Below are 23,611 nucleotides of genomic sequence, written 5' to 3' on the forward strand. Positions count from 1 at the left end.
GCCGTGCCCCCTTGCCCGCCGCGTCAGGCCGCGTCGGACTGATAATCGTGGCGACGCTGGTCGTTTTCCACCCAGTCGACAAGCAGCGTCAGCACGCGGCGCAGCGCGCGGTCCTGCTCGGTCAATCGCGCTTCGATCTCGGCAAGTTGCTCGGCGAAGGCGGTCAGGTCCGGCTGAGGCGTGGCGACGGTTTCCGCGACCGGTTCGACGGGCGCGCTGTCATCGACCCAGTTCGGCATCGTGCCGTCGCGCGCGGCGCTGTGCATGTCGCCGTCGATGTCGGAGACGACCTGCGCGACATCCTCGCCGGTGAATTCCTCGATCCCCTCGATCGCGCCGAACAGCATTACCCGGTTGGCGATCTGGTTCAGCTTGCGCGGGATGCCACCCGACCAACGGTGCATTTCCGCAATCGCCTCCGCCCCGAAGCGCGGCTGCCCGTTCCAGCCGACAACCGTAAGGCGATGCGCCAGATACGCCTCGACCTCCTCGACTGCCATCGGGTCGAGGTGATGCATGGCGATGACGCGCTGGCGCAACTGCTCCAGCTTGTCGCTGCCCTGAAGCAGCACGCGAAACTCCGGCTGGCCCAGCAGGAAAATCTGAAGCAGCGGATGCCCGCCCAGCTGGAAGTTCGACAGCATCCGCAGCTCTTCCAGGCTGCCGACCAGCAACGACTGCGCCTCATCGACGATCAGCAGCGTGCGCTTGCCCGTCCGTGCGATCGCGTGCAGCCCGCGTTCGATCGCGGCGAGCAGGTCGGCCTTGGCCAGCCCCGTCGCGTTCACGCCCAGCCCCTGCGCGACCATACGGATCAGGTCGTCGGCGGCAACCTGCGTGGTCACGATCTTGATGACGTGCAGCCGCTCGGCATCGATCTGGCCCATGACATGGCCGACCAACGTCGTCTTGCCCGCACCGGGTTCGCCGGTGATGACGATGAAGCCTTCGCCCTGGCTCAATCCATAGCCCAGATAGGCCATCGCCTTGCGATGCGTCGCGGTTTCGAACCAGAATTCGGGATCGGGGGTCAGCTGGAACGGGCGACCCGTCAGCCCGTAATGGCTGTCATACATTCATCGTCTCCACGCGGATTCTCTTGGATCCGGTTCAGAAGCGGTATCCCAGGCCCAGAAAGGCCTGGAACGAAGCGTCGTTGGCGATATTTTCGATCTCGGACCCGTAAATGCCCGCCGAAGCCTGGGCGCGCAGGCGTCCGAAACTGCGGTTATAGCTGCCCTGCGCGCCCCAGTTCCACACATCGGGCGACAGCGGCAGGCTGGTCGCATAGCGGTTCAGGAACAGCGTGCCGTTGACCGCCGACACCCGGTCGATCTGGTACGAGCCGAAGGCCTGGGCATAGAATGCCTCGTCATCCAGGCCCGTCACGACGATGCCGGGGATGTTGTCGGGGGCGTAGAAGCTGCGATTGGCATAGCCCGCACCAACGCCAAGCCGCGTCGGACCATAGCTGACGGCATAGACCGCATCGACGCCGCGCGCGCGAAAGCTGCTGGTGGTCGCGGCTTGCAACACCCCGTTCAGGCAGCCGCCGACGCCGGTCGAGCCGGTCGAAAACACGCAGCCGTTGAAATTGTCGCTGAACGGATCGCTCGATCCGCCATCGAATTCGAGCGGGATTTGACGCAGGCCGTTGAGCAGCGACCGGCCGTAAGTCTGCACCGCGTCGTACACGCCGACCTGAACACCCGAACCGGGACCGGTCTGGTGGCTGGCCGATCCGATATAGGTCCAGCTGTCGTAACGCCGCCCGACCCGTGCCTCGACCGTGGTGCGGGGCGATGGCCGCCACAGCACGCCTGCGTCCCAGAACACGCCGTCGGTCTCGAACGCGTTTCGCCGCGGCGAAGCCGGATCGGTGACGAAGCGGCCATTTTCATCGCGGACGATGTTGCCGACGCCATCGACCAGTGCATCGCGCTGCGAAATCTCGATTCTCTCGTAACCGACACCCGCGACCGCCGCGAGTTCGGGGGTCAGCGGCTGGACGATGTCGAACCGCACGAACTGCCCTTCGTACCGCTGGTCCAGCTGTCCGGCATATTCGCGGGCGATGGCCCCCGACAGCGTCATCCCGAACGGCGCGTAAGTCCCGGCGCGCGTTCCCACGCTGGCGGTCGCGAGATGCGAGGTCGCATCGTCATAATAATCGAGCGGTTGCTGCCCTGGCAGAAAGCCGGGCACGTCGGGCACCTCGACCTTAACATAGCCCAGGCCGTAACTCGCCTTCACGTCCAGATCGCCGAAGCGGCGCGCATAGCTGGGGCCGACATAGGCGGCGTAAAGCTGGCTGACATTGGCCGCGTTGCCACCCAGCAGGCCGGGCGCGTCGCCGCGAATGTCGGCGCGGGTGCGGGTCGCGAGCGCGCCGCCTTCGACCGACAGGCCGGGCGCGACCAGCGCGGTGCCGCGGACGATGCCGCTCACCACGTCGCTGTCGGCCAAATCGTCGTTCCACGCGATGCGGCGTTCATATTCGGCGCTGGCGCTGACGGTCACGCGGCGCGTCGACACGCTTGCATCGACGCCGACCGCCGCGCTGGAATAGGTCAGCGTGTCGCCGTCGTTCAGATCGACGGTCAGCACCTGGCCGAGTTCGATATAGGGTGAGATCTGCACGCGCTGGGCGTGCGCGGGCGATGCCAGCGCGACCGCAGCCGCGGCGATTAGGGTTCGGCGCATCATGCCGCCTGTCCTTCCTGATAATAGCTGCCGAACCGGTCCTTGCCGGTGTCGAGCGATACGGCGTTCAGCATCAGTTGCAGATGCTCGCACGCATCGAGCAAGGCGACCGCACCGCGCAGATCGCCCTCGGTCGTCTTGTCGGCGCGCACCACCATCAGCACCTGTCCGACCAGACCGGCGAGCACCGAAGCGGGCGACGCGGCGAGCGCGGGCGGCGTGTCGAAAATCACGATCCGGTTCGGATTGTCGGCGACCAGTGCGGCGATCAGGTCGCGGGCGCGCTGACTGGCGAGCAATTCGGTGTCGGCATGGGTGCGCGCCCCCGCCGACAGCACGGTCAGATGCGGCACGTCGGTCTCGACGATCAGCGATTCGACATCGATCGAACCATCCGCCAGCGCATCGAGCAGGCCGGGTCCGTCGGCGATGCCCAATGTCGCCAGCACATCGGGCTTGGCGAAATCGGCATCGACCAGCAGGACTTCGTAATCGCGTTCCGCCGCCAGCGACAGCGCCAGGTTTATCGCACAGAATGTCTTGCCGTCATTGGGCCGCGCGGAGCCGACCAATATGGTGCGCGCGCGATTCGCATCGTCGCTGGCGATGTCGCGCATCGTCCCCAGCAGCGCGCGCTTCACCAGCCGGAATTCCTCGGCAAGGATGGTGATCGCGCCGCCGGGCTGGATCATGCCCCGTTCGGCCAGCGCCTCGCGATCGACCGACGCATGGCGGCGAACCGGCACGAAGCGCGGTACAGGTGCTTGCCCGACCGGCGCGCCATCGGCCACCGGCGTTTCCACGACCGGAGCGGGCGCCGGTCCGGCGGCCCGCGGCGGTGACGGCGCATAGGCGTAGAAATCGACCGCGCGTTCGAGCAGCGATCCTGAGAATTTGCGGCCGGAAAAGGCATTGGGCGTGTGATCGTTCATCGTCTCTTCCTCACGCCACCATGCCGCGCTGGACCATTTCGACGGCCAGCAGGATCAGCCATGCGCCGCCCAATGCCCCGGCCGCTCCAGCGAATTGCTTGAGCCGCTGGCGGCGCAGCGCACGCGTCGCGTCGTTCACGATTTCGCCGATCGACCCGATCACCGGGATACCCGCCGCCTTTTCGAGCTTGCCCGCGCTGGCAAAGGTCGATTGCAACTGGCTGAGCGCAAACGCCGCACCGATCCCCGCTGCGAGCCCCACGAACAGCACCCCCGACAGCAGCAGCGGACGGCTGGGCGCAGCGGGCGCGGTCGGTTGTGCGGGCGGATCGATGACGCTGAACTTCACAGCGTCCGTCTCGGTCTGCACCTGCGATTGCAGGCGCGCGCCCTCACGGCTGGTCAGCAGCTTGGCATATTCGTCCTTCATGACCTGCAAGTCGCGGTCGATCCGCGCCTGTTCGGCGGCCGCCGCCGGATCGGCGTTAATCTGCGCCTGAAGCGTGGACAGGTCCGCCTGCAACTGCACGCGGCGCTGGTTGAGTTCGGCGACGCGCGCAGACCGTTCGGCCTGCATCGAACGCAACTGAAGATAGAGCGGATTGTTCGCACCCGCCGCTCCCCCGCCATAGGTCGGCTCGCCCTGCGCGGCGGCGCGGGCCTGCGACAACTGGCTTTGCAGCGCCTGCACATCGGGATGCGAATCGGTCCAGCCGCGACCGCGTGCCTCCGCCAACTGCCCCTCGATCGTCGCGACGCGTGCCCGCGCCGGGCCTGCCACGGGTGCTCCCGCCATGCCGGGAACGGTCGCGGGCGTGCCCGCCATCTGGCTGTTCACCGCCGACAGGCTGCTTTGCGCGGCGAGCAATTCGCCCTCGATCTGGCTCAACTGGGTGCGCGCGGTGCCGACGCGCTCGTCGAGCGACCCGGTGCCGGGCAGCGATCCCAGAAACCGCGCGTAGAATGCCGCGCTGCGCGCCTCGGCCTCTTGCAGCGCCCGCTGGCGCGTCTCGATTTGCTGGTCGAGGAAACGGAGCGATTGCCCCGATTCGTCGCGCTGGTTGGCGATATTGTCCTCAACGAAGATGTCGATCAGCTTCTGGACGATCTGCTGCGACTGGCGCGGGCTGTCGGTCGTCGCCGAAATTTCGAACAGGTTTTCCTGGGTTGCGACCACGGTGATCCTGGATGCCAGCCCCGCGGCACGCGCCGCGACCTGCGCGTCGGTCGTCGCGGTCTGGGCAAGATCGGTGCCGCGCACCACCTTTTGCAGATTGACCTGGCTGGTCAGCGTCTGGCGCACGCGCTCGATATCCTTGGCGCGTTCCATCTGCTGGAAACTCGAATCCTGGCTGGGCAGGATGGTGCGGAGTTGCACGAACACCCGCGCTGTCGAGACATATTGATTGGGGATCAGCGACACGACCAGCCAGCCGAGCACGCACACGCCCCATGCCACCGCCAGCGCGATCCAGCGCCGCTGCCACACCTGATGCGCGATGCCGCGCGCTTCCTCGTAAAGACTACCCATCGATCCGCGCCCCTCAGAACATGCTGGTCGGGATGATGATGACGTCGCCCGGCTCCAGCCGCACGTTGGCGCGGGTGTCGCCGTCCTTCAGCAGGCTGGACAGGCGCAGCGCATATTCGACCTGTTTCCCGCTCTCTCGGTCGAAACGAACCAGCCGCGCGCGGTTGCCTGCGGCAAATTCGTTCAATCCCCCGACCGAGATCATGGCATCGAGCAGGGTCATGTTGGCGCGAAACGGGATCGCGGCGGGTTTTTCGGTCGCCCCCACGATCCGCACCTGCTGGTTGAACGTGCCGGAGAAATTCTCGACGATCACCGACACCAGCGGGTTCTGGATATATTCGGTCAGCGCGATCTTGATGTCGTCGGCCAGCATCGCCGGGGTTTTCCCCACGGCGGGCATGTCGCTGATCAGCGGCGTGGTGATGCGGCCGTCGGGGCGCACCTGGACCTTTGCCGACAGTTCCGGGTTTCGCCAGACGAAGATCTGAAGCGAATCGAGCGGGCCGATCAGATATTGTTCGGTGGTCGCGTCCTTGGTCGATGTCATCGACGCCGGCGGCAATTCGGGCCGTCCGCCACTCGAGGCGCAGGACGCAAGCACGACCCCCAGCCCCAGCGGCAACAGGACTCGGATACCGGAATTGACCACGCGCATTGCCTTGAACCTCCCGATCGGTGCGGGGTCTCACGCGGCGTGACGCCACATTTCCCGCACAGATTGGGCAAAGCTATGCCAATCAGAGGTTAAGTTAGGGTTAGGGCTGATGGCTCAGCGCAAACCTGGGGCACCGATCAGCAATTCCGTTGGCGCCGGGTGGCCCAGAAAGGCCTCGGGGCTGGCGGTGCGGCCATAGGCGCCCGCCAGGAACACCGCGATGACGTCACCCACCTCGGCATGCGGCAGCGCCACCCTGTCCGCCAGCCGGTCGAGCGGCGTGCACAGGCACCCGACCACACTGACCGTCTCGACCGCGGCCTCGCCCATCGCGCCCGCAACTGCGACCGGATAGTTGCGGCGAACCACCGTCCCGAAATTGCCGCTGGCGGCCAACTGATGGTGCAGCCCGCCATCGACGATCAGAAACACCTCCCCCTGGCTGATCTTGCGATCGATCACGCGGGTCAGATAGACGCCGCTTTCGCCCACCAGCCAGCGCCCCAGCTCGATCGCGAATTTGCTGTCTGCCAGACTGTCGGGACGCGTTAGCATCGCGTGCGACAACGCTTCACCGATATGCTCAAGATCGACCGGCAAATCATTGGCGAAATACGGTATTCCGAACCCACCACCCAGATTGACGAGTGAAGGCGATGCCCCCGTCTCGTCCGCCAGTCGCGCGGCAAGCGCCAGTGTCTGCGCCTGCGTCTCGATGATTGCGTCGCTGTCCAATGCCTGCGATCCGGCAAAGATGTGAAAGCCGCGCCATTCCGCGCCCTCGCTCAACACCCGCCGGACCAGTGCCGCCGCCTCGCCTGCATCGACGCCGAAGGGGCTGGCGCGTCCGCCCATCTTCATCCCCGACCCCCGCAGCTCGAAATCGGGGTTCACCCGCACCGCCAGCCGCGGGGTGAAGCCGATGCGGTGACCGATCGCGAAAGCGCGGGTCGCTTCGCCGTCGGATTCCAGATTGATCGTCGCCCCCTCGCGGATCGCGCGTTCGAGTTCGGCGTCGCGCTTCCCCGGCCCGGCAAAGCTGATATGCGCCGCGTCCATCGCCTCGCGCGCCTTTGCCAACTCCCCCGCCGATGCCACGTCCAGTCCATCGACCAGCGGCGCGATCGCCGCAATCAGCGCAGGCATCGGATTGGCCTTGATCGCATAATGCAGCGCGATCTCGGGTCCGAACGCCTCACGAAACCGCCGAACGCGCGCCACGATCACAGTGAAGTCATAGACGAATACGGGCGTTCCACCCGCCTTCTCGATCAGCGCTTCGGCGTCGATGCCGCCGATCGTCAACGCATCCCGCCCGGCAAATTCCGGCGGGATCGGCCCCATCGGCTTCATGACGTCACTTCCTCTTTCAACCGCGCACGATCGAGCTTTCCGTTCGCATTACGCGGCAATTCATCTCGCCAGACATAATCCCTGGGTTGCATGAAGGCGGGCAAGTCGCGGCGCAAGCGCGTGCGCAGCGCTTCCTCCGCCGCTTGCCGGTCGGCGGCGCTGGCGATCACCAGGATCGCCTGCCCCAGCCGTGCGTCGGCCACCCCGAACACCGCCGCCTCGCGAACCTCGCCGCCCGCCAAAACCGCTTCCTCGATCTCGGTGGGACTGATGCGGTTTCCGGAAGATTTGATCATCTCGTCATCGCGCCCGACGAAGCGGAGCAGGCCGTCCGCACCTGCGACCACGGTGTCGCCCGACCACACCGCCATGCCACCATATTCGGAGAAAGCGGGCGCGGTGCGGAAGCGCTCGGCGGTCCGCTCGGCATCCTGCCAATAGCCTTGCGCGACCAGCGGCCCGGCATGGACCAGCTCGCCCGGCTCCCCGGCATCGGCGCGGCTGCCATCAGGCCGCACCACCATGACCTCGGCAAAAGGGATTGCCCGCCCCATCGAATCGGGATGCGCATCGACCAGTCCGGGCGGCAGATAGGTCGAACGGAACGCCTCGGTCAGCCCGTACATCGGATAGAGATCGGCGTTCGGGAACCGCTCACGCAGCGCCCGCACCATGCGCGGGGTCAGCGCACCGCCGGAATTGGTGAGCCGCCGCAACCGCGCGGCGACATCATCCGGCCACGCCGCTTCCAGCACTTGCGTCCACATCGGCGGCACCCCCGCCAGCGTGGTGATGTCATGCCGCTCAACCGCGCGCACCACATCTTTCGCGGTCAGGTAATCGAGCGGCCATACGCTCGCCCCCGCCGCCCAGGTCGAGAAGAGCTGGTTTTGCCCGTAATCGAAGCTCAGCGGCAGCACGCCGAGCACCCGATCGCCGGGCGCGAGGTTCAGATAATGCGCGACGCTGATCGCCCCGAGCCAGAGATTGGCGTGGCTGAGCATCACCCCCTTCGGCCGCCCGGTCGAACCCGATGTGTAAAGAATCGCCGCCAAGGTATTTGGATCACAGGATGATTTGGCAAGTTCTGCGCCATCGCGAACTTCGCGCTCGTCGGCGGTCGCACAGTCTGTCGGGACGTCGCCCGGCGCCAGCGTCGCCAACCGCGCCGCCTGAGTCAGCAGCAGCGACGCAGCGCTATCGGCCAGGATATGCGCCACCTGTGCGCGTTTCAGCGCCGGGTTGACCGGCACATGCACCAGCCCGGAGCGCGCCGCGGCCAGCGGCATCAGGCAGGCGATTCGCGTCTTGGGCAACCAGCTCGCCACCCGCGCGCCGTGTTCGAAGCCGAACCCGGCCAGCCACCCCGCCAGCCGCGCGACTTCGCCCTCCAGTTCGGCATAGGTCATGACGCCATGCCGGTCGCCCCATGCGACGGCATCGGGCGCGCCAAAGCCGGTCAGATGGTCGAGTGGACGGGGAACTGGGTCGAGCGGCTCCATAGCCTCTCTGATAGCCGCGCTTGATGCGCCGCACAAAGCCGCTCTTGGCAGCGCCCGTCCCAATGGCTAACGCCGTTTCCCTGTCACGGACGGGTCATTGGGGGTCGCGTTGGTTCCGGAAGGTGTCGATCAGGTCGAATTGGCGGTCCGCGCGGTGTTGCGCGACGCGCTGGGCATCAGCGCCGAACGCGTGGCGGCATTCGATGCGACGACGCCCCTGTTCGGATCGCTGCCCGAACTCGATTCGATGGCAGTCGCGGGGCTGCTGACCGAACTTGAAGACCGGCTGGGCATCCTGATCGAGGACGACGATATCGACGGGGAAACGCTGGAGACGTTCGGCGCGCTCGTCCGCTTCGCCAGCGACAAGGCGCTGCGTTGAACGGTCACTACGCCTGGGCCGGTGGGACCGAGGCGTGGGTTAGACATGGCAAGGCAGGGCAACCGCTGGCAATCGCCGCGCTGCCGCCATTCGAGGAAGCCAACCGCACCCGCGCGCTGATGATGCGCGTCCTGATGCAACTTACCGTCCACGGCATATCGGTGGCGCTCCCCGACCTGCCCGGCACCGGCGAGAGCTTGGTCGCGACCGAGGACGCCCGGCTGGCCGACTGGCAGGCCGCCTACGCCGCCGCCGCCTGGGAAGCGCGCCGCGATCATCCGGAAATTCACGGTATCGCCATCCGGGGCGGTGCACTGATCGACGCCCAGGCCGATGTCGCCAGCCGCTGGTGGTTGAGCCCGCAGGACGGCCCCTCGCTGCACCGCGAACTCGGTCGCATCGCCAAGGCGGCAGCGCTGGAGGATGGCGAGCCGATCGTGTGGCCGCCAACATCGGTGACGTCCGAAATTGCGGGTAATAATATTTCCAATAACTTGCTGGCCCAACTTCATGGCGCCACTCTGACGCCGCGCGATCCCATTCGCGTCGTTCGCTTGACCGGCGACGCCGCCTCCGCCGATCGCTACCTCGATGGCGCGCCACTGTGGCGACGCGCCGAGCCCACTCAGGATCTCGACCTAGCCGACGCGCTTGCCGACGACATCGCCGACTGGATTGCGCGATGCGCGAAGTGATCGGCTTCGATTGCGGCGGCGACCGGCTCGCCGCAACGCTCGATCATGCGAAGGGTCGCTCCGGCTTGCTGATCGTGTCGGGCGGCAACGAAATCCGCGTCGGCGCGCATCGCGGCATGGCCCGCCTTGCCCAGCGGATCGCGGCGGCGGGCTATCCGGTGCTCCGCTACGACCGACGCGGCATCGGCGATTCCGACGGCGACAATCGTGGCTTTCTGAACGGCGCGGACGATATGGCGGCGGCGGCACGCATGTTTCGCCAGGCATTGCCAGTCGAACGCATCGTCGGTTTCGGCAATTGCGACGCCGCCACCGCGCTGGCGCTGTTTCACCAGCGCGCCGGGATCGACGCCCTGCTGCTCGCCAACCCTTGGGTAGTCGAGGGCGACACCGACCTCCCCCCACCCGCCGCCATCCGCGCCCGCTATGCTGAACGACTGCGCGACCCACGCCAATGGCTGAGGTTGGCGCGCGGCGGCGTGAATATCGGCAAAATTGTCAAAGGATTGGCGAAGTCAGTTAAACCGTCGGGCGAGAGCGGTTCGCTTGCCGACGACCTGGCCAGGGCACTAGCATCCTCGAATATACCTACGACGATCCTGCTCGCCAAACGCGACAACACCGCGATCGCCTTTCGCGCAGCGTTTCAGCAATCCGGTTTTGCGGCACTTCATGGGCGCGCCGAAACAGCAGTCCGCGATACCGCCAGCCACAGCTTCGCGCGTGAAGGCGATGCCGATTGGCTGTTCGATCGGGTGATCGAAACGCTCGCGGCAACATCCGAACGTATCCGTCGATAGGCCTCCGCGACGCTGTCGCAGCCCCTTACGCCATTGCGAGCGCTGCGAAGCAATCCAGTGCAGGATGCAGAGAGGCTGGATTGCTTCGCTTCGCTCGCAATGACGAGCGCGCGAGAGCCCGCCACCAACCTACTCCGCCGCCTCGGCGACCTGCTCGAAGTCCACTTCCGCCAGAAACCGCTCGGCGTCCAGCGCCGCCATGCAGCCGGTACCCGCTGCGGTCACGGCCTGACGGTAGATCTTGTCCATCACGTCGCCGCACGCAAATACGCCGGGGACATTGGTCCGGGTCGTGCCGGTTTCGACCTTGATGTAATGATCCTCGTCCAGTTCGACATGGCCTCGGAACAATTCGGTCGCGGGGTGGTGGCCGATCGCGACGAAGCCGCCTTCGACGTCCAGCGTGGATGTTTCGCCCGTCACCGTGTCGCGCAGTTCGAGCGCGACGAGGCCCTCGGGCTGGCCGCCGCCGACGAACTTGTCGACTGCCTTGTTCCATAGAACCGTGATGCGCTCGTTGGCGAACAAACGATCCTGCAGGATCTTTTCGGCGCGCAGCGAATCGCGGCGGTGGATCAGCGTCACGTCATGGCTGTGGTTGGTCAGGTACAGTGCTTCCTCGACCGCCGTATTGCCGCCGCCGATCACCGCGACCTTCTTTCCGCGATAGAAGAAACCGTCGCAAGTGGCGCAGGCGGAAACGCCTTTTCCCTTCAACGCCTCTTCTGACTCCATCCCCAGCCACTTGGCCTGCGCGCCGGTCGCGATCACCAGCACATCGCCATAGTAAACGGTGCCACCGTCGCCGGTCAGCTTGAACGGGCGCTGCGACAGATCAACGTCGACGATGGTGTCGTACATCATCGTCGTCCCGACATGCTCTGCCTGCGCGGTCATTTCCTCCATCAACCACGGGCCCTGGATAACGTCGCGGAAGCCCGGATAATTCTCGACATCGGTCGTTGTGGTCAGCTGGCCGCCCGGCTGGATGCCCTGCACGACGATCGGCGCCATCCCGGCGCGCGCGCCGTAAATCGCGGCGGACAGCCCGGCAGGGCCGGAGCCGAGGATCAGCATACGGGTGGAATGGGTGGCGGTCATGAAGGGTGCTTCTCGTCGAAATGAAAGTGGCGGTGCCACATCTAGGGGAACGGCACCGCCTGACGCAACATGGGGTGCTTTCGCGCGAGAGGGAAGCCAAGCGAAACTTGTGGAAGGAATAGTGCCAGAGGGTCTGTAAGCCGGGTTCTGTCCACCCCGAAGGGCTGTGCGACCATTCCTCTAGGACGACGCTCGCACGCCGCCTCAAGCAACCAACCCGGACGACGGACCGAAACCAGCCCATGCGCCGTCCCTATTCGGTCTTGCTCCCGGTGGGGTTTGCCATGCCGCGCCTGTTACCAGCCGCGCGGTGCGCTCTTACCGCACCCTTTCACCGTAACCGGGCATGAAGCCAGGCCGTCTGCTCTCTGTGGCACTTTCCCTGAGGTCACCCTCGCCGGGCGTTACCCGGCACCGTTATTTCGTGGAGCCCGGACTTTCCTCGGTGCGAGCACAAACTCGCAACGCGGTCGCCCGACCCTCTGGCGTCGCTGCCTTAGCGCGCGGACAAGCGGCGCGATAGCCCGCACCGGATCAATCTTCGCCCTGAGGTTTGGGGAGCAGCAGCGCGAGCAGCAGCATCCGGCATTCGGCGTCAATGATCCCGTCCACCATTTCGGGCCGGAACCGGCGCTGAAATGCGGTCACCGCCGCCGGACCGTCCTCGACATCATAGCCGAAGCGTTCGAGCGCGAGCAGGAAACCGCTATCGGTCCAGCCGGGGTCCATCAGATTTTTCGTTGGGCGTGGCAGTGCCAGTCGCAACCGCGCCAGCTTCCCCCAGGGGAACAGCTCGCCGGGGTCCTGTTTGCGGGCAGGCGCGATGTCCGAATGGCCGACGACGTTGCCGCGGGTGATGTCGTAGCGGTCCTTGATGTCATGGACCAGCCGGATCACCGCCGCGACCTGTTCGTCGGGGAAGGGGCGATAGCCCCATTCATGGCCGGGATTGACGATCTCGATCCCGACGCTGGCCGAATTGATGTCCTTGACGCCCCGCCAGTGCGAGCGTCCGGCGTGCCAGGCGCGCTTGTCCTCCTCGACCAGCCGCAGCACGGTGCCGTCCTCGGCGACCAGATAATGCGACGACACCCTGGCGGCGGGATCGCGCAGCCGCTCGATCGCCGCCTCGCCGGTTTCCATGCCCGTGTAATGCAGCACAATCATCGAGATCGGCAGCGACCGGTCGTCGAAATTGGGCGAAGGCGCGTCGATCACTTGCATAAGCGGTCCCGAACATCAGGTCCGCCCAGCTTTGCGGGTTTCCGAGAATGATTTCAATCAGTCCGCGCGTTCGTAGAATCCACGGTGCGCCGCCGACGGCTTGAGCAGCCGGGTCTGGCCGATCACCGTCTCCCCGGCGCCCAGCGCCAGCAGCCCGCCGGGACGGAGCACCTCGGCGATCCTGCCAAAAGCCCGCGCCCGCACCTCGGCGGAAAAATAGAACAGCACGTTGCGGCACAGGATCAGGTCGAACTGACCGATCGGCGGATCGTCGAGCAGGCTTGCACGGCGATAGGTGATGCGACGGATCAGCTCGGCCTTTGCGCTCCATACCTCGTCATTGCCGTCGAACCAGGTAATCATGCGGCGGATCGGCATGCCGCGCTGGATCTCGAATTGCGAATAACGCCCGGCCTGCGCGCGCGCGATCGCCGATTCGGACACGTCGGTCGCCTGAATCTCGGGAAACACGCCCGATTTCTGCGACAGCCGTTCGGACAACAGGATGGCAAGCGACAGCGGCTCCTGTCCCGTGGAACAGCCCGCGGACCAGATGCGTGCACGCCGCCGCATGGTGCCGAAATCCATCGCCAGCACCGCATCGACGGCCTCTTCGAGAACGCCGCCATCGCGAAAGAAGCTGGTTTCCTGGTTGAGCAGCGCGTCGATCACTTGGCCGATCAGTCGCGCGTCGCGCCCCTCGGCCAGCCGGTTCGCCAGGGCGTCGAGCGAGCACAGCCCGTGTTCCCTCAGCAACGGCTTCAACGATGTTTCCACCCGCCACATCCTGTTCTGGGCGATGCGCTGGCCGGTATGCGCCTCCAGCGTCGCCGCGATCACCTCGATCGAGCGGCTGGCAGGCTCGGCGGCGGGCGCGATCGGTGCCTGATAGCTCACAGGCTGCGTCCCGTCGCCAGCAGGCGACCGATCACGTCGGGCGGCAGGATCGCGCGCGCAATGCCCGCCTGCGCAACCGCGCCGGGCATTCCCCAGACCACCGATGTCGCCTTGTCCTGAGCCACCACGGCGCCTCCTGCATTCGAAAGTATACGTGCGCCATCGAGCCCGTCCCGGCCCATGCCGCTCAACACCACGCCGCACGCACGTTCGCCGAAGATCTGCGCAACCGATTCGAACATCGGATCGACCGACGGCATGCAGCCGCTTGCCGCGCGCGCGCGGTCCAGCCGGATCGCGGTGCCGTCGCTGGTCCTGACCACGCGGATATGGGCATCGCCCGGTGCGATGATGACCCGCCCCGCGCGAACCCGCATGCTGTCGGCGGCAACGTCGCACGGACGCCCGGCAAGCACCGCCACCTGGGCCGCGAAATAGGGCATGAACGTGCCCGGCAAGTGCTGGGTGATCAGGATCGGCGCGTCAAAGCTGCCCGGCAAGGCCCTGAGCAATTGCCCCAGGGCGTGGATGCCGCCGGTCGAGGCGCCGATCGCGAGCAGGTCGATCTTTCCGAACGGCTGGGCGTTGGTAACGGGACTGCGCTCGCCACGCACTTCGACGGCGTCGCCATCGCCGGTCAGTCGCGCCAGCCGATCGGCGAGCGCATGGGTGAACTGGCCCGCCAGGCTTCCCGCCACCGGCTTGACGAGCGTATCGGCGGCGCCCAGCGCCAGCGCCTGCACGCTGGTCGATGCCCCGTCCTGCGCGGACGACGACACCACCAGGATGCGCGCGCCCCGTGCCGCCGCGATCAGGTCGGGCAGCGCGGTCAGGCCATCCACGCCCGGCATTTCGATATCGAGCAGGATCACATCAACGCGCTCGCGCGACAGCCAGTCCAGCGCGGTCGCCGCATCGGGCAGCGCGGCAGCGACCTCGAACCGGCCGGTATCGCCGATGATCCGTTCGATCACGGCGCGCGCCACCGAACTGTCGTCGACGATCAGGACGCGCGGACGTTCAGCCGCGACGACCGGTTCGTTCAGGGATCGCGCCAGCGCCGACATCGGAAGCGTTACGCCATGCCGACGATTTGCAGCTTGCTCTCGATCGTTTCGCGGTCGAACGGCTTCATCACATATTCGTCCGCCCCCGCCTCGATCGCGGCGCGGATATAGGCCATGCCGTTCTCCGTGGTGCAGAACACGACCTTTGGCCGGGTCGGCAGATCGGTCTCACGCAGCGCGCGCAGGAAATCCATGCCGTTCATGACGGGCATGTTCCAGTCGAGCAGGATCACGTCGGGCGCGGATGCCAAGCATGCATCGAGCGCCTCCTTCCCGTCGGCGGCTTCGCGGACTTCGAAATCGAGCGTTTCGAGGATGTGCCGCGCAACCTTGCGGATGACTTTCGAATCGTCGACGACCAGACAGGATTTCATGTGTTGTACGCCCCCAAAGGCACTGGACCCAGCCATCATGCCTGACAGAATTTCGTAAGCGTCGCGTTAATTGAGTGCCGCATTCGCACCCGGCACCAGCGCGGCGGGATGCAGCACCGGGATCGGCTCGCCATCGCGCTCGACCAGCCCGCACACCGCGCGCTGCCAGGCGGGGTCGAGCGCGACGCCGCCGCCGACACTCTGGCATTCGAGCGGCGTCACATCGTCGAGCGAATCGACCAGCAACGCATAGCTGTGCCCTTCGACCGCAGCGACGACCGCGCGTTTGCGCACCCGCGTGTCGCGCGCCATCCCCAGCGCGACGCGGCTGTCGATCACCGTCACCACCCGGCTGCGCAGGGCAGCGACCCCGCCGACCGCTGGCGCGACGCGCGGCACCGGCACGATCTCCCCGACATCGACCACCGATTCGACATGGCTGGACGGAAACGCCACGCGCCGTCCGGCGAGTTCGGCGATCAGAAACAACTCGGTCATCACGCGGCTCCCTTCGCGGCAACCGCGGGCAGGGCGGACAAGGCCGCCGCCAGCGTCGCCCGGTCATAGCGATAGATGCAGTCGCCCCGCCCCGGCCTGGTCGCCAGCCGGATCACCGGAACGCCGATATCGGGAACCTCGGTCGCCTCGTCGGTGGCCAGCACCAGTGCGGGCAGTTCGCCCGGCGCCGCGCGGTTCGCGACCCGGTAGCCCGCCCGCTCGATCAGCGGACGCAGGAACATCCGCGCCCAGCCCTCATCCTCGCCCGCGATCAGGCACAGCGGCGCAACTCCGGTATCGGCGATGGTATGCGGCAGGTCGGACAAGATCCACAACGGGTCGATCACCTCGACCGGGTCGCTCCCGATCAGCGCCACGCCCGCAATCGGCCCGTCGCCGTCGGCGGTGACGATATCGCCCCGATGATCGACGATATCGACCGCCGATGCGACGGCATAGGCGCATTCGGCGGTGCCGTCGCTCAGTCGCAACACCGACACTTGGCTGCGATCGGCGCTCAGTTCGCCCGTGGCGAACAGCGGGATCAGCCGCCCGTCGATCGACAGCCGCAGCCGCCCGCCCGACCGCTGAACCTGTTCGCATCCGACCTGTTCGATCCGGTCGACCGCCACCAGCGGCACCGCGCGTCGTCGGCGATCGAGATCGTCGAACAGCAGCATCGGCACGGCGGGTTCCTCGGGCTCCCCCGCCTCTGCGTCTTCGGCGACGAAGATGTCGCGGTCGAACCGCAGTCCCGCCGCACTCGCCACGCCCGCACAATCGAGCAGCAGCATCGGCAACCCGCTGTCGGGCAGCGTCTGCCCGGCATAGACGCCCGCTGCCATCACCGAAGGCGCGGCGGGCTTGATGACCAGTTCCTCATTGTCGATCACGCCGTCGACTCCCAGCGCGCAACTGCCATTGCCCAGATTGACGATCACCAGCATCGGCGACGCGTCGCCGGGTCCGCTTTTGGCCAGCCCCAGCAATCCCGCCAGATCGATCAGCGGCAGGCGACGGTCGCGCACGGTGGCGACGGTCGCGCTGCCCAGCCGGTCGATGCGGATCGCCTCTCCGCCCGTCGATACGATTTCCTCGATCGCCTGGCGCGCGATGGCGAAACGGTGGCCACGCACCTCGACGACGATGGTCGACATGATCGACAGCGTCAGGGGGACATGGATCGCGATCGACAGCCCCTGGCCGGGCCGGTTGTCGAGGTCGAGCCGCCCGCCGATCTGGTCGATCGACGATCGCACCACGTCCATGCCGACGCCGCGACCCGAAATCGCGGTGACCGCGTCCTTGGTCGTCAAACCGGGTTCGAAAATCAGCCCGAGCCGCGCCTTTTCCGGCAGAGCGCGCAATGCCGCCGCATCGCGACCCTGGCTGGCCAGCTTGGCGATAACGCGGTCGACGTCGATGCCCCGACCGTCATCGGCGACCTCGATGATGATCTGGTTGCCCGACTGGCGCGCGCTGACGACAAGCCGCCCGTTGGGGCGTTTCCCCGCGGCCGCGCGTTCGTCGGGCGTTTCCAGCCCGTGATCGATCGCGTTGCGGATGATATGAACCAGCGGATCGCGCATCACCTCGATCATCTCGCGATCGAGTTCGACATCGGCACCCTCGACCGCCAGCGTTACCGACTTGCCGAGTTCGGCCGCGGTGTCGCGGACCATGCGGGGAAGCGCGGAAAACAGCGCGTCGAGTTTCTGCATCCGCGTGCGGGTCACCGTGTCGCGCAGATCGGATACGGTCGCCGACATGCGCTCCAGCGCCGCCTCGACCGCCGGATCGACATTCTGCTCGCGCAGACGCCGGGAGAGTTCGTTGCGCGCGAGCACCATGTCGGACATGCCGCCCATCATCCGGTCGAGCAGGTCGACCGACAGGCGCACGCTTCGCGACGGTGCGCGCTGGGCGACCGCCATTGCGTGCGGCGCAGGGGCCGGACCGGCAGCGCCCTCCGCCAGTGCAGCGATCAGCAATTCCTCGCCCGAATCGTCGAGCGCGGCACCGGTGTCGATCGCCTCGACGATCTCGCCGATCCGGTCGACGATCGCGAGCACGGCGTTGACCAGTGCACGGTCGGGGCGACGTTCGCCGTCGCGCACCTGCGCCAGCACGTCTTCGGCCGCGTGGGAGAGTTTTTCGAGGCGCGGCAGGTCGAGGAAGCCGCAGCTGCCCTTCACAGTATGGACGAAGCGGAAAATCGCATCGAGCCGCGCACGATCGTCGGGCGCGGCTTCCCACGCGACGATCTCGCCCGACAACGCCTCCAGCGTCTCGCGCGTCTCGGCAATGAATTCCTGTAGCAGATCGTCCATCTGGTCCCAGCGCTCCCCGGCTGCGGACTTTGGCGATCAAGGGTTAAGGCGGAGTTTACTGCGCCTTCAGCGTGGCACCGAACAGCAGCACTTCGCTGTCGGGCGGCGATACCTGAAGCGATCCCCCGCCCTGCTGCACCAGCGCGTGGACCAGATGCGCCGCCGCCGCGCGGGGCGTCATGCCCGCATCGCCGCGTGCGCCCGACAGCGCATCGCGCAATTCGGAATCGAGCACGATGCGCGGTCCGTCCGCGCGGATCACGATTTCGATCCCTCCTTCGACGCTTTCCGCACCGATATCGAGCTGCCCGCCGCGCACCAGCGCATCGCCGCCGATCAGCGCGAGGTTGAGCAGCACCTTGATCGCCTGTTTGGGCAGCACCGGCTCGGCGACCATCCAGCCGATGGTCAGGCGGCTATTGTCCGAAAACAGCCCCTCGATCGCGTTCTTCGCCTCGCGGGTGTCGACCGTTTCGCCGAAACCGCCCGCCGCGCCGAATGCCAGGCGAAAGAATTTCAACTTGTTCGCCGACGCCCGCGCGCTGTCCGCCAGCAATTCCAGGCAGCGTTTGCGCATTTCGGGGTCTTGTTCGTCGGCCAGCAATTCCAGCCCGTTGTTCAGCGCGCCCACCGGGCTCAACAGATCGTGGCACAGGCGCGAGCATAGCAGGCTGGCGAAATCGGTCGGTTCAATCGTCAAAAGTCAGGCTCCAGGCTTGCGACCCCTCCACCCGCGACACGCATCGCACGCCGGGCTCCACCCGATTAACAGTCGCGCACTCGAAAGCAACCGCATCGAACCGGCCATGCACCTGTCCGTGCGGCACGGCGCGCCATAGCCGTGCCCGGTCGCGCGTCAGGATCAGCCACAGCGACCCATCGGGCGCGGCATCGGCGGCGTCTCGCGGCGACGGATCGGGATCGCCCGAGGGATGCGAGTGGTAATGGCCGAGGATCGCCGGGCCGCCGTCCCGCGCAGCCCGGTGCGCGGCGATCAGGACTGCGGGATCGATCTCGAAAAACCGCGACGGGTCGCGCGCGACGTTCCGCGCGGGTCGAGCCACCATCTCCCCGTCTTCCGCCAGCAGAAGCCCACAAATCTCCGCACCCGGCGACGCATTCGCAGCCGCAAAAAGATCGATCAGGGTCTTGCTTGAAAGCCGGGGCGTCATCCCCATTTGTGTTAGCCAATGAACCGGGGGGTTTCCACCATCGAGGCGCAGGTCGCCGACACGGCCAGGGGCTGGCGGCTGGACCGTGCGCTCGCCGACGCCGTGCCGACCCTGTCGCGCGAGCGGTTGAAGGCGCTGATCTCGACCGGACAGGTCACGGGGCCGGACGGGCTGATCCGCGATCCGTCGAAGAAACTGACGGGCGGCGGCACCTATCAGGTGGTCGTTCCCGATCCCACGCCCGCGCATAACGTGCCTCAGGATATCCCGCTCGTCATCGCGTATGAGGACGAGCATCTGATCGTCGTTGACAAGCCCGCCGGGCTGGTCGTCCATCCCGCTGCGGGCAATCTCGACGGTACGCTGGTCAACGCGTTGCTCCACCATTGTCAGGGGTCGCTGTCGGGGATCGGCGGCGTTGCGCGGCCCGGCATCGTGCACCGGATCGACAAGGATACGTCCGGGCTGCTGGTCGTCGCCAAGACCGACCGCGCGCACGAAGGGCTGGCGCGCCAGTTCAAGGCGCATAGCGTGGATCGGCGATATCAGGCGATCGTATCGGGCCGAGTGCTGACCGGCGGCGGCACCGTCGATGCACCGCTCGCGCGCAGCCCGCACAATCGCAAGAAGGTGGCGATCGTCGCGTCCGGCAAGCGTGCCGTGACGCACTGGACGCTGACCAAGGTGTTGAAGGACGCCGCACTCGTCGAATGTCGGCTGGAGACGGGCCGCACGCATCAGGTGCGCGTGCACATGGCCTCGATCGGCCATCCGCTGGTCGGCGATCCGGTTTACGGCAAGGCGCGCCCGTCGCACCGCCAGATGCTGGAAACGATCGGTTTCCTGCGCCAGGCCTTGCACGCGGCGCGGCTGGGGTTCATCCATCCGATAAATAGCAACGCTTTGTCGTTCGATAGCGAAATGCCGGACGACATGCAGGAACTGTTCAAGCAGCTTGACGTATAGATTTCGATGCTGCGTCCGCTAAGGGCGCGCGCATCCAAGCAAGGGAGTGAAGATCATGGCCAGCGGCAGCAACGTCCCCGCGACGATCCCCGCCCTCGGCAACGAGGCTAGCCTCAACCGCTATCTGGCGGAGATCAAGAAATTCCCGATCCTCGCGCCCGAGCAGGAATATATGCTCGCCAAGCGGTTTCAGGAACATGGCGATCCCGATGCCGCCGCGCAGCTGGTGACCTCGCACCTGCGGCTCGTCGCCAAGATCGCGATGGGCTATCGCGGATACGGCCTGCCGGTCAGCGAGCTGATCTCCGAAGGCAATATCGGCCTGATGCAGGGCGTGAAGAAATTCGAGCCCGACCGGGGCTTCCGCCTCGCCACCTATGCGATGTGGTGGATCAGGGCGTCGATCCAGGAGTTCATTCTGCGCAGCTGGTCGCTGGTGAAGATGGGCACTACCGCGGCGCAGAAGAAGCTGTTCTTCAACCTGCGCCGGATGAAGGCCAAGCTCGACGCGTTCGAGGACGGCGACCTGAAACCCGAAGACCTGACCAAGATCGCCACCGACCTGGGCGTGACCGAGGCCGAAGTGACCAGCATGAACCGTCGCATGGCGATGGGCGGCGACACGTCGCTCAACGTCTCGATGCGAGAGGATGGTGAAGGTCAATGGCAGGACTGGTTGCAGGACGACGCGCCCCTGCAGGATCAAGTGGTTGCAGAGGAACAGGAGGCCGATGTCCGCCACGGCATGCTGGTCGAGGCGATGGACGACCTGAATGATCGCGAACGCCACATACTGACCGAACGCCGCCTGACCGACGATCCCAAGACGCTTGAGGAATTGTCGCAGGTGTACGGCGTGTCGCGCGAACGCGTCCGCCAGATCGAGGTGCGCGCGTTCGAAAAGCTGCAAAAGGCGATGATGCGGCTGGCGGGCGACCGGCGGCTGCTTCCGGCTTGAGGCTGAGCTTCGCTCGTTTTCCTGTATTGAACCCATTTCATCATCATTCCCTCGCAGGCGGGAATCCATCTCCCGACCTCTCACCCGTGGTTTGATTGGCGAGGACAGAAGATGGATTCCCGCCGTCGCGGGAATGACGATAATTGCTTCGTTTGTGCGACGAGGGGGCGAGTTTGACCGCAATCGAAACCGGCGAAACCGTCACCACGCTGCTTACCCGGCCGGGCGTCCGGGTCGAGCGCATCGAATCCTGCGGCCATGTCACCCCGGACAGTGAAACCTACGATCAGGCCGAGGACGAATGGGTGTACATCGCGCAGGGCGCCGCGCGGTTATGGCTTGAGGATCGCGGCGAAGTCTCGCTCTCGACCGGCGATCATCTGTTCATTCCCGCCCATTGCCGCCACCGCGTGACCTGGAACGACCCCGAGCAAACGACCGTCTGGATCGCGATGTTCCTCAGTGCATAATCTGGACTTTAATCGTCATTGCGAGCGTAGCGAAGCAATCCAGGGTCGCGCGCGGGGAGGTGGATTGCTTCGCTACGCTCGCAATGGATGATTCCGCGTCCTACCCACTCACCGGCCCGCGCCCGCGCAGCGCCATTAGCACCGCTTTCACCACTGTCCGCAACCGCTCGTCGCCTTGCGCGCGGAGAGCGATCCCTTCCAGGTCCATTTCCGCGGACAGGTCGAGCATCAGCCGGGTGATATCGGCATCCAGCGTATCGTGATTGTCGGCGTCGAACGTCGCCGCCAGAATCTCCGCGATCCGTGCCGTGTCCTCATCCTGCCCGGTCCGGGCGGTGTCGATGCTCCGCGCTTCGGTCATGGTCGCATACGTAACGACCGAAAGCGTTAGGAAGACTGAACCAATCTGGCAGGCTACGTTCAGGCGAGCGGCGCGCGCGTCAGGCCGACGACAATTCGGACCCGCGCTTCAGCACCTTTGCCCCGTCCTCCTGCTCGATCAGATAGGCGGGATTGTCCGCCGTGCCGTTCTTGACGACCTTCGATCCTTTCAGCGTGCGCTGGACGCGTCGCTCGAACCGCTCCTCGATCGTGCCGGTCGCGGTGCCGTTGCCCCAGTTCCAGCGCACCTTCGCGCCCTTGCGATAGCCATTCGACATCGGAAATCATCGCTCCCAATCGTTACGTTTTCCGACAACCGGAATCGCGCCCGCTTCGTTCCGTTGGCGTTTGGCGAACGCGTCGGCTATGGCCGCGCCCCATGAAGCCGACCGACCTCCGCGTGGCCATGTTCAGCGGCAACTATAATTATGTCCGCGACGGCGCCAACCAGGCGCTCAACATGCTGGCGCGGCATCTGCTCGATGCGGGCGTGACCCTGCGCGTCTATTCGCCGACCGTGCCCGAACCGGCCTTTCCGCCGACCGGCGATCTGGTCGATGTGCCCGCCTATGCGCTGCCCGGCGGGCGCGGCGAGTATCGGCTGGGCAAGGGACTTCCGCAGATCGTCCGCGACGATCTGGCGACGTACAAGCCCAACCTGATCCATGTCTCCGCCCCCGACGTCACCGGCCACCGTGCCGTCAGCTATGCGCGCGACAACGGCATCCCGTGCCTTGCGTCGCTACACACGCGGTTCGAAACCTATCCGCGTTATTACGGGATCGGCTTTCTGGAGCCGCTGGCGGTCTATCTGTCGAAGCGCTTCTACAACCGCGTCGACCATGTCGTCGTGCCGGGGCGCGGGATGCAGGAACTGGTGCGCGAATGGGGGGTGACGACGCCGATCAGCATCTGGTCGCGCGGGGTGAACCACGACCGGTTCAGTCCGACGCGCCGCAGCCTGGAATGGCGGCGCTCGCTGGGGATCGCCGACGATGAAGTCGCGGTGGCGTTCCTCGGCCGACTGGTGCTGGAAAAAGGCCTCGATATCTTTTCCGAAGTCGCCGCCGAATTGAAGGCGCGCGGGGTTCGTCACAAGATTCTGGTGATCGGCGACGGCCCTGCCCGCCCCTGGTTCGCCGAGCGCGTGCCCGATGCGGTGTTCGCGGGGTTCCAGACCGGCGACGATCTGGGCCGTGCGGTGGCGTCGATGGATATCTTCTTCAACCCGTCGGTCACCGAGACCTTCGGCAATGTCACGCTGGAGGCAATGGCGTGCGGCGTTCCCGTCGTGGCGGCCCATGCCAGCGGCGCGGTGGGGCTGGTCGATGAAGGCGAGACCGGATTCCTGGTCCCCCCGCGCGACGTAAAGGCCTATGCCGACGCGATCCAGCGGCTTTGCGAGGATGACGCGCTGCGTCAGCGACTGGGTGCGAGCGGCCATACCAAGGCGCAGGGCTTTGTCTGGGATCGGATCAACCAGGCGGTGCTCGACTCGTATCTGGGGATTGTGAAGCCCAAATAACCGTCACTCCGGCCGAAGTGCCGGAGTCCACTGGGCGGCAATCGATTCGGCCCGTTGGTGGCGTTGCGCAAGCGGCTTAGTGGACCCCGGCA

At 66.1% G+C, this 23,611-nt stretch carries 25 protein-coding genes and 1 other RNA gene; 7 read left to right on the forward strand and 19 right to left on the reverse strand.

The window, feature by feature from the left end; translation table 11 throughout:
* Positions 1-23: 23 nt before the first annotated feature.
* From ACX0GZ_RS02325 to ACX0GZ_RS02355, 7 genes are all read right to left on the reverse strand, one after another.
* Positions 24-1,076, reverse strand: a complete 1,053-nt coding sequence (locus ACX0GZ_RS02325) for an XrtA/PEP-CTERM system-associated ATPase (protein ID WP_458812940.1) — start codon at positions 1,074-1,076, stop codon at positions 24-26.
* A 34-nt stretch (positions 1,077-1,110) separates the two neighbouring features.
* Complete coding sequence (locus ACX0GZ_RS02330; protein ID WP_458812942.1) at positions 1,111-2,706, reverse strand: hypothetical protein; 1,596 nt, start codon at positions 2,704-2,706, stop codon at positions 1,111-1,113.
* Positions 2,703-3,635, reverse strand: a complete 933-nt coding sequence (locus tag ACX0GZ_RS02335) for an AAA family ATPase (RefSeq protein ID WP_458812944.1) — start codon at positions 3,633-3,635, stop codon at positions 2,703-2,705. Before ACX0GZ_RS02335 ends, ACX0GZ_RS02330 begins: the two co-directional genes overlap by 4 nt.
* 10 nt (positions 3,636-3,645) lie before the next feature.
* Positions 3,646-5,166 carry an XrtA system polysaccharide chain length determinant gene (locus ACX0GZ_RS02340; protein WP_458812946.1) on the reverse strand — a complete coding sequence of 507 codons (1,521 nt, stop codon included), beginning with the start codon at positions 5,164-5,166 and terminating at the stop codon, positions 3,646-3,648.
* A 13-nt stretch (positions 5,167-5,179) separates the two neighbouring features.
* Positions 5,180-5,824 (reverse strand): XrtA/PEP-CTERM system exopolysaccharide export protein, encoded by a 645-nt coding sequence (locus ACX0GZ_RS02345; protein ID WP_458812948.1) that lies wholly within the window; start codon positions 5,822-5,824, stop codon positions 5,180-5,182.
* 114 nt (positions 5,825-5,938) lie between these two features.
* Positions 5,939-7,177 (reverse strand): pyridoxal-dependent decarboxylase, exosortase A system-associated, encoded by a 1,239-nt coding sequence (locus tag ACX0GZ_RS02350; protein WP_458812950.1) that lies wholly within the window; start codon positions 7,175-7,177, stop codon positions 5,939-5,941.
* Positions 7,174-8,679 carry an acyl-CoA ligase (AMP-forming), exosortase A system-associated gene (locus ACX0GZ_RS02355; RefSeq protein ID WP_458812952.1) on the reverse strand — a complete coding sequence of 502 codons (1,506 nt, stop codon included), beginning with the start codon at positions 8,677-8,679 and terminating at the stop codon, positions 7,174-7,176. Before ACX0GZ_RS02355 ends, ACX0GZ_RS02350 begins: the two co-directional genes overlap by 4 nt.
* Positions 8,680-8,788: 109 nt before the next feature.
* On the opposite strand from ACX0GZ_RS02355, the gene ACX0GZ_RS02360 reads away from it, so the two are divergent.
* From ACX0GZ_RS02360 to ACX0GZ_RS02370, 3 genes are read left to right on the forward strand one after another with little or no spacing between them, the layout of a single operon-like run.
* Positions 8,789-9,061, forward strand: a complete 273-nt coding sequence (locus tag ACX0GZ_RS02360) for an acyl carrier protein (protein WP_458812954.1) — start codon at positions 8,789-8,791, stop codon at positions 9,059-9,061.
* Positions 9,058-9,756, forward strand: coding sequence for a hypothetical protein (locus ACX0GZ_RS02365; protein ID WP_458812956.1), 699 nt, complete (start codon positions 9,058-9,060; stop codon positions 9,754-9,756). The genes ACX0GZ_RS02360 and ACX0GZ_RS02365 overlap by 4 nt, the downstream gene beginning before the upstream one ends.
* Positions 9,744-10,556, forward strand: a complete 813-nt coding sequence (locus ACX0GZ_RS02370) for a hydrolase 1, exosortase A system-associated (protein WP_458812958.1) — start codon at positions 9,744-9,746, stop codon at positions 10,554-10,556. The genes ACX0GZ_RS02365 and ACX0GZ_RS02370 overlap by 13 nt, the downstream gene beginning before the upstream one ends.
* Positions 10,557-10,685: 129 nt before the next feature.
* Here the strand turns inward: ACX0GZ_RS02370 and trxB are convergent, their stop codons facing one another.
* The 10 genes from trxB to ACX0GZ_RS02420 form a co-directional block, all read right to left on the reverse strand.
* Positions 10,686-11,657 carry a thioredoxin-disulfide reductase gene (gene trxB / locus ACX0GZ_RS02375; protein WP_458812960.1) on the reverse strand — a complete coding sequence of 324 codons (972 nt, stop codon included), beginning with the start codon at positions 11,655-11,657 and terminating at the stop codon, positions 10,686-10,688.
* Positions 11,658-11,777: 120 nt separating this feature from the next.
* Positions 11,778-12,143, reverse strand: an RNA gene (gene rnpB / locus ACX0GZ_RS02380) — RNase P RNA component class A.
* A gap of 48 nt (positions 12,144-12,191) precedes the next feature.
* The gene (locus ACX0GZ_RS02385) at positions 12,192-12,881 is read right to left on the reverse strand and encodes an N-acetylmuramoyl-L-alanine amidase (RefSeq protein ID WP_458812962.1); all 690 of its coding nucleotides are present in this window, start codon (positions 12,879-12,881) and stop codon (positions 12,192-12,194) included.
* Positions 12,882-12,938: 57 nt separating this feature from the next.
* Positions 12,939-13,778 (reverse strand): CheR family methyltransferase, encoded by an 840-nt coding sequence (locus ACX0GZ_RS02390; protein ID WP_458812964.1) that lies wholly within the window; start codon positions 13,776-13,778, stop codon positions 12,939-12,941.
* On the reverse strand, positions 13,775-14,845 hold the full coding sequence (cheB, locus tag ACX0GZ_RS02395; RefSeq protein ID WP_458812966.1) for a chemotaxis-specific protein-glutamate methyltransferase CheB: 1,071 nt from the start codon (positions 14,843-14,845) through the stop codon (positions 13,775-13,777). The genes ACX0GZ_RS02390 and cheB overlap by 4 nt, the downstream gene beginning before the upstream one ends.
* Before the next feature lie 8 nt (positions 14,846-14,853).
* A complete protein-coding gene (locus ACX0GZ_RS02400; protein WP_458812968.1) occupies positions 14,854-15,219 on the reverse strand; it encodes a response regulator in 366 nt (121 codons plus the stop codon).
* Between the two features lie 66 nt (positions 15,220-15,285).
* Entirely contained in the window at positions 15,286-15,717 is a 432-nt protein-coding gene (locus tag ACX0GZ_RS02405; RefSeq protein WP_458812970.1) for a chemotaxis protein CheW, read from the reverse strand.
* Entirely contained in the window at positions 15,717-18,047 is a 2,331-nt protein-coding gene (locus ACX0GZ_RS02410; RefSeq protein WP_458812972.1) for a chemotaxis protein CheA, read from the reverse strand. Before ACX0GZ_RS02410 ends, ACX0GZ_RS02405 begins: the two co-directional genes overlap by 1 nt.
* A 55-nt stretch (positions 18,048-18,102) precedes the next feature.
* The gene (locus ACX0GZ_RS02415) at positions 18,103-18,747 is read right to left on the reverse strand and encodes a histidine phosphotransferase family protein (protein WP_458812974.1); all 645 of its coding nucleotides are present in this window, start codon (positions 18,745-18,747) and stop codon (positions 18,103-18,105) included.
* Positions 18,737-19,219 carry a M67 family metallopeptidase gene (locus ACX0GZ_RS02420; protein WP_458813298.1) on the reverse strand — a complete coding sequence of 161 codons (483 nt, stop codon included), beginning with the start codon at positions 19,217-19,219 and terminating at the stop codon, positions 18,737-18,739. Before ACX0GZ_RS02420 ends, ACX0GZ_RS02415 begins: the two co-directional genes overlap by 11 nt.
* An 18-nt stretch (positions 19,220-19,237) precedes the next feature.
* On the opposite strand from ACX0GZ_RS02420, the gene ACX0GZ_RS02425 reads away from it, so the two are divergent.
* The 3 genes from ACX0GZ_RS02425 (at position 19,238) to ACX0GZ_RS02435 (ending at position 21,613) form a co-directional block, all read left to right on the forward strand.
* Positions 19,238-20,185 carry an RluA family pseudouridine synthase gene (locus ACX0GZ_RS02425; RefSeq protein WP_458812976.1) on the forward strand — a complete coding sequence of 316 codons (948 nt, stop codon included), beginning with the start codon at positions 19,238-19,240 and terminating at the stop codon, positions 20,183-20,185.
* Between the two features lie 55 nt (positions 20,186-20,240).
* Positions 20,241-21,143: an RNA polymerase sigma factor RpoH gene (gene rpoH, locus ACX0GZ_RS02430; protein WP_458812978.1), complete on the forward strand. Its 903-nt coding sequence runs from the start codon at positions 20,241-20,243 to the stop codon at positions 21,141-21,143.
* A 173-nt stretch (positions 21,144-21,316) separates the two neighbouring features.
* On the forward strand, positions 21,317-21,613 hold the full coding sequence (locus tag ACX0GZ_RS02435) for a cupin domain-containing protein (RefSeq protein ID WP_458812980.1): 297 nt from the start codon (positions 21,317-21,319) through the stop codon (positions 21,611-21,613).
* 100 nt (positions 21,614-21,713) lie between these two features.
* Here the strand turns inward: ACX0GZ_RS02435 and ACX0GZ_RS02440 are convergent, their stop codons facing one another.
* Together ACX0GZ_RS02440 and ACX0GZ_RS02445 are read right to left on the reverse strand one after the other, a co-directional pair.
* Positions 21,714-21,974, reverse strand: coding sequence for a hypothetical protein (locus ACX0GZ_RS02440; RefSeq protein WP_458812982.1), 261 nt, complete (start codon positions 21,972-21,974; stop codon positions 21,714-21,716).
* A 79-nt stretch (positions 21,975-22,053) separates the two neighbouring features.
* A complete protein-coding gene (locus ACX0GZ_RS02445) occupies positions 22,054-22,272 on the reverse strand; it encodes a hypervirulence associated TUDOR domain-containing protein (protein ID WP_458812984.1) in 219 nt (72 codons plus the stop codon).
* A gap of 101 nt (positions 22,273-22,373) precedes the next feature.
* Here ACX0GZ_RS02445 and ACX0GZ_RS02450 point away from each other — a divergent pair, with 101 nt between their 5' ends.
* Positions 22,374-23,519, forward strand: a complete 1,146-nt coding sequence (locus ACX0GZ_RS02450; RefSeq protein WP_458812986.1) for a glycosyltransferase family 4 protein — start codon at positions 22,374-22,376, stop codon at positions 23,517-23,519.
* Positions 23,520-23,611: the final 92 nt, after the last annotated feature.

The sequence above is a fragment of the Sphingomonas aestuarii genome (assembly GCF_054457155.1).

Coding starts and splice junctions, on each gene's coding strand:
- cheB (WP_458812966.1), bottom strand. CDS start 14,845: ATGTCGGCGCTGGCGCGATCCCTGAACGAACCGGTCGTCGCGGCTGAA.
- ACX0GZ_RS02420 (WP_458813298.1), bottom strand. CDS start 19,219: ATGACGCCCCGGCTTTCAAGCAAGACCCTGATCGATCTTTTTGCGGCT.
- ACX0GZ_RS02400 (WP_458812968.1), bottom strand. CDS start 15,219: ATGAAATCCTGTCTGGTCGTCGACGATTCGAAAGTCATCCGCAAGGTT.
- ACX0GZ_RS02325 (WP_458812940.1), bottom strand. CDS start 1,076: ATGTATGACAGCCATTACGGGCTGACGGGTCGCCCGTTCCAGCTGACC.
- ACX0GZ_RS02440 (WP_458812982.1), bottom strand. CDS start 21,974: ATGACCGAAGCGCGGAGCATCGACACCGCCCGGACCGGGCAGGATGAG.
- trxB (WP_458812960.1), bottom strand. CDS start 11,657: ATGACCGCCACCCATTCCACCCGTATGCTGATCCTCGGCTCCGGCCCT.
- ACX0GZ_RS02425 (WP_458812976.1), top strand. CDS start 19,238: ATGAACCGGGGGGTTTCCACCATCGAGGCGCAGGTCGCCGACACGGCC.
- ACX0GZ_RS02345 (WP_458812948.1), bottom strand. CDS start 5,824: ATGCGCGTGGTCAATTCCGGTATCCGAGTCCTGTTGCCGCTGGGGCTG.
- rpoH (WP_458812978.1), top strand. CDS start 20,241: ATGGCCAGCGGCAGCAACGTCCCCGCGACGATCCCCGCCCTCGGCAAC.
- ACX0GZ_RS02340 (WP_458812946.1), bottom strand. CDS start 5,166: ATGGGTAGTCTTTACGAGGAAGCGCGCGGCATCGCGCATCAGGTGTGG.
- ACX0GZ_RS02330 (WP_458812942.1), bottom strand. CDS start 2,706: ATGATGCGCCGAACCCTAATCGCCGCGGCTGCGGTCGCGCTGGCATCG.
- ACX0GZ_RS02355 (WP_458812952.1), bottom strand. CDS start 8,679: ATGGAGCCGCTCGACCCAGTTCCCCGTCCACTCGACCATCTGACCGGC.
- ACX0GZ_RS02405 (WP_458812970.1), bottom strand. CDS start 15,717: ATGACCGAGTTGTTTCTGATCGCCGAACTCGCCGGACGGCGCGTGGCG.
- ACX0GZ_RS02350 (WP_458812950.1), bottom strand. CDS start 7,177: ATGAAGCCGATGGGGCCGATCCCGCCGGAATTTGCCGGGCGGGATGCG.
- ACX0GZ_RS02410 (WP_458812972.1), bottom strand. CDS start 18,047: ATGGACGATCTGCTACAGGAATTCATTGCCGAGACGCGCGAGACGCTG.
- ACX0GZ_RS02335 (WP_458812944.1), bottom strand. CDS start 3,635: ATGAACGATCACACGCCCAATGCCTTTTCCGGCCGCAAATTCTCAGGA.
- ACX0GZ_RS02370 (WP_458812958.1), top strand. CDS start 9,744: ATGCGCGAAGTGATCGGCTTCGATTGCGGCGGCGACCGGCTCGCCGCA.
- ACX0GZ_RS02450 (WP_458812986.1), top strand. CDS start 22,374: ATGAAGCCGACCGACCTCCGCGTGGCCATGTTCAGCGGCAACTATAAT.
- ACX0GZ_RS02385 (WP_458812962.1), bottom strand. CDS start 12,881: ATGCAAGTGATCGACGCGCCTTCGCCCAATTTCGACGACCGGTCGCTG.
- ACX0GZ_RS02445 (WP_458812984.1), bottom strand. CDS start 22,272: ATGTCGAATGGCTATCGCAAGGGCGCGAAGGTGCGCTGGAACTGGGGC.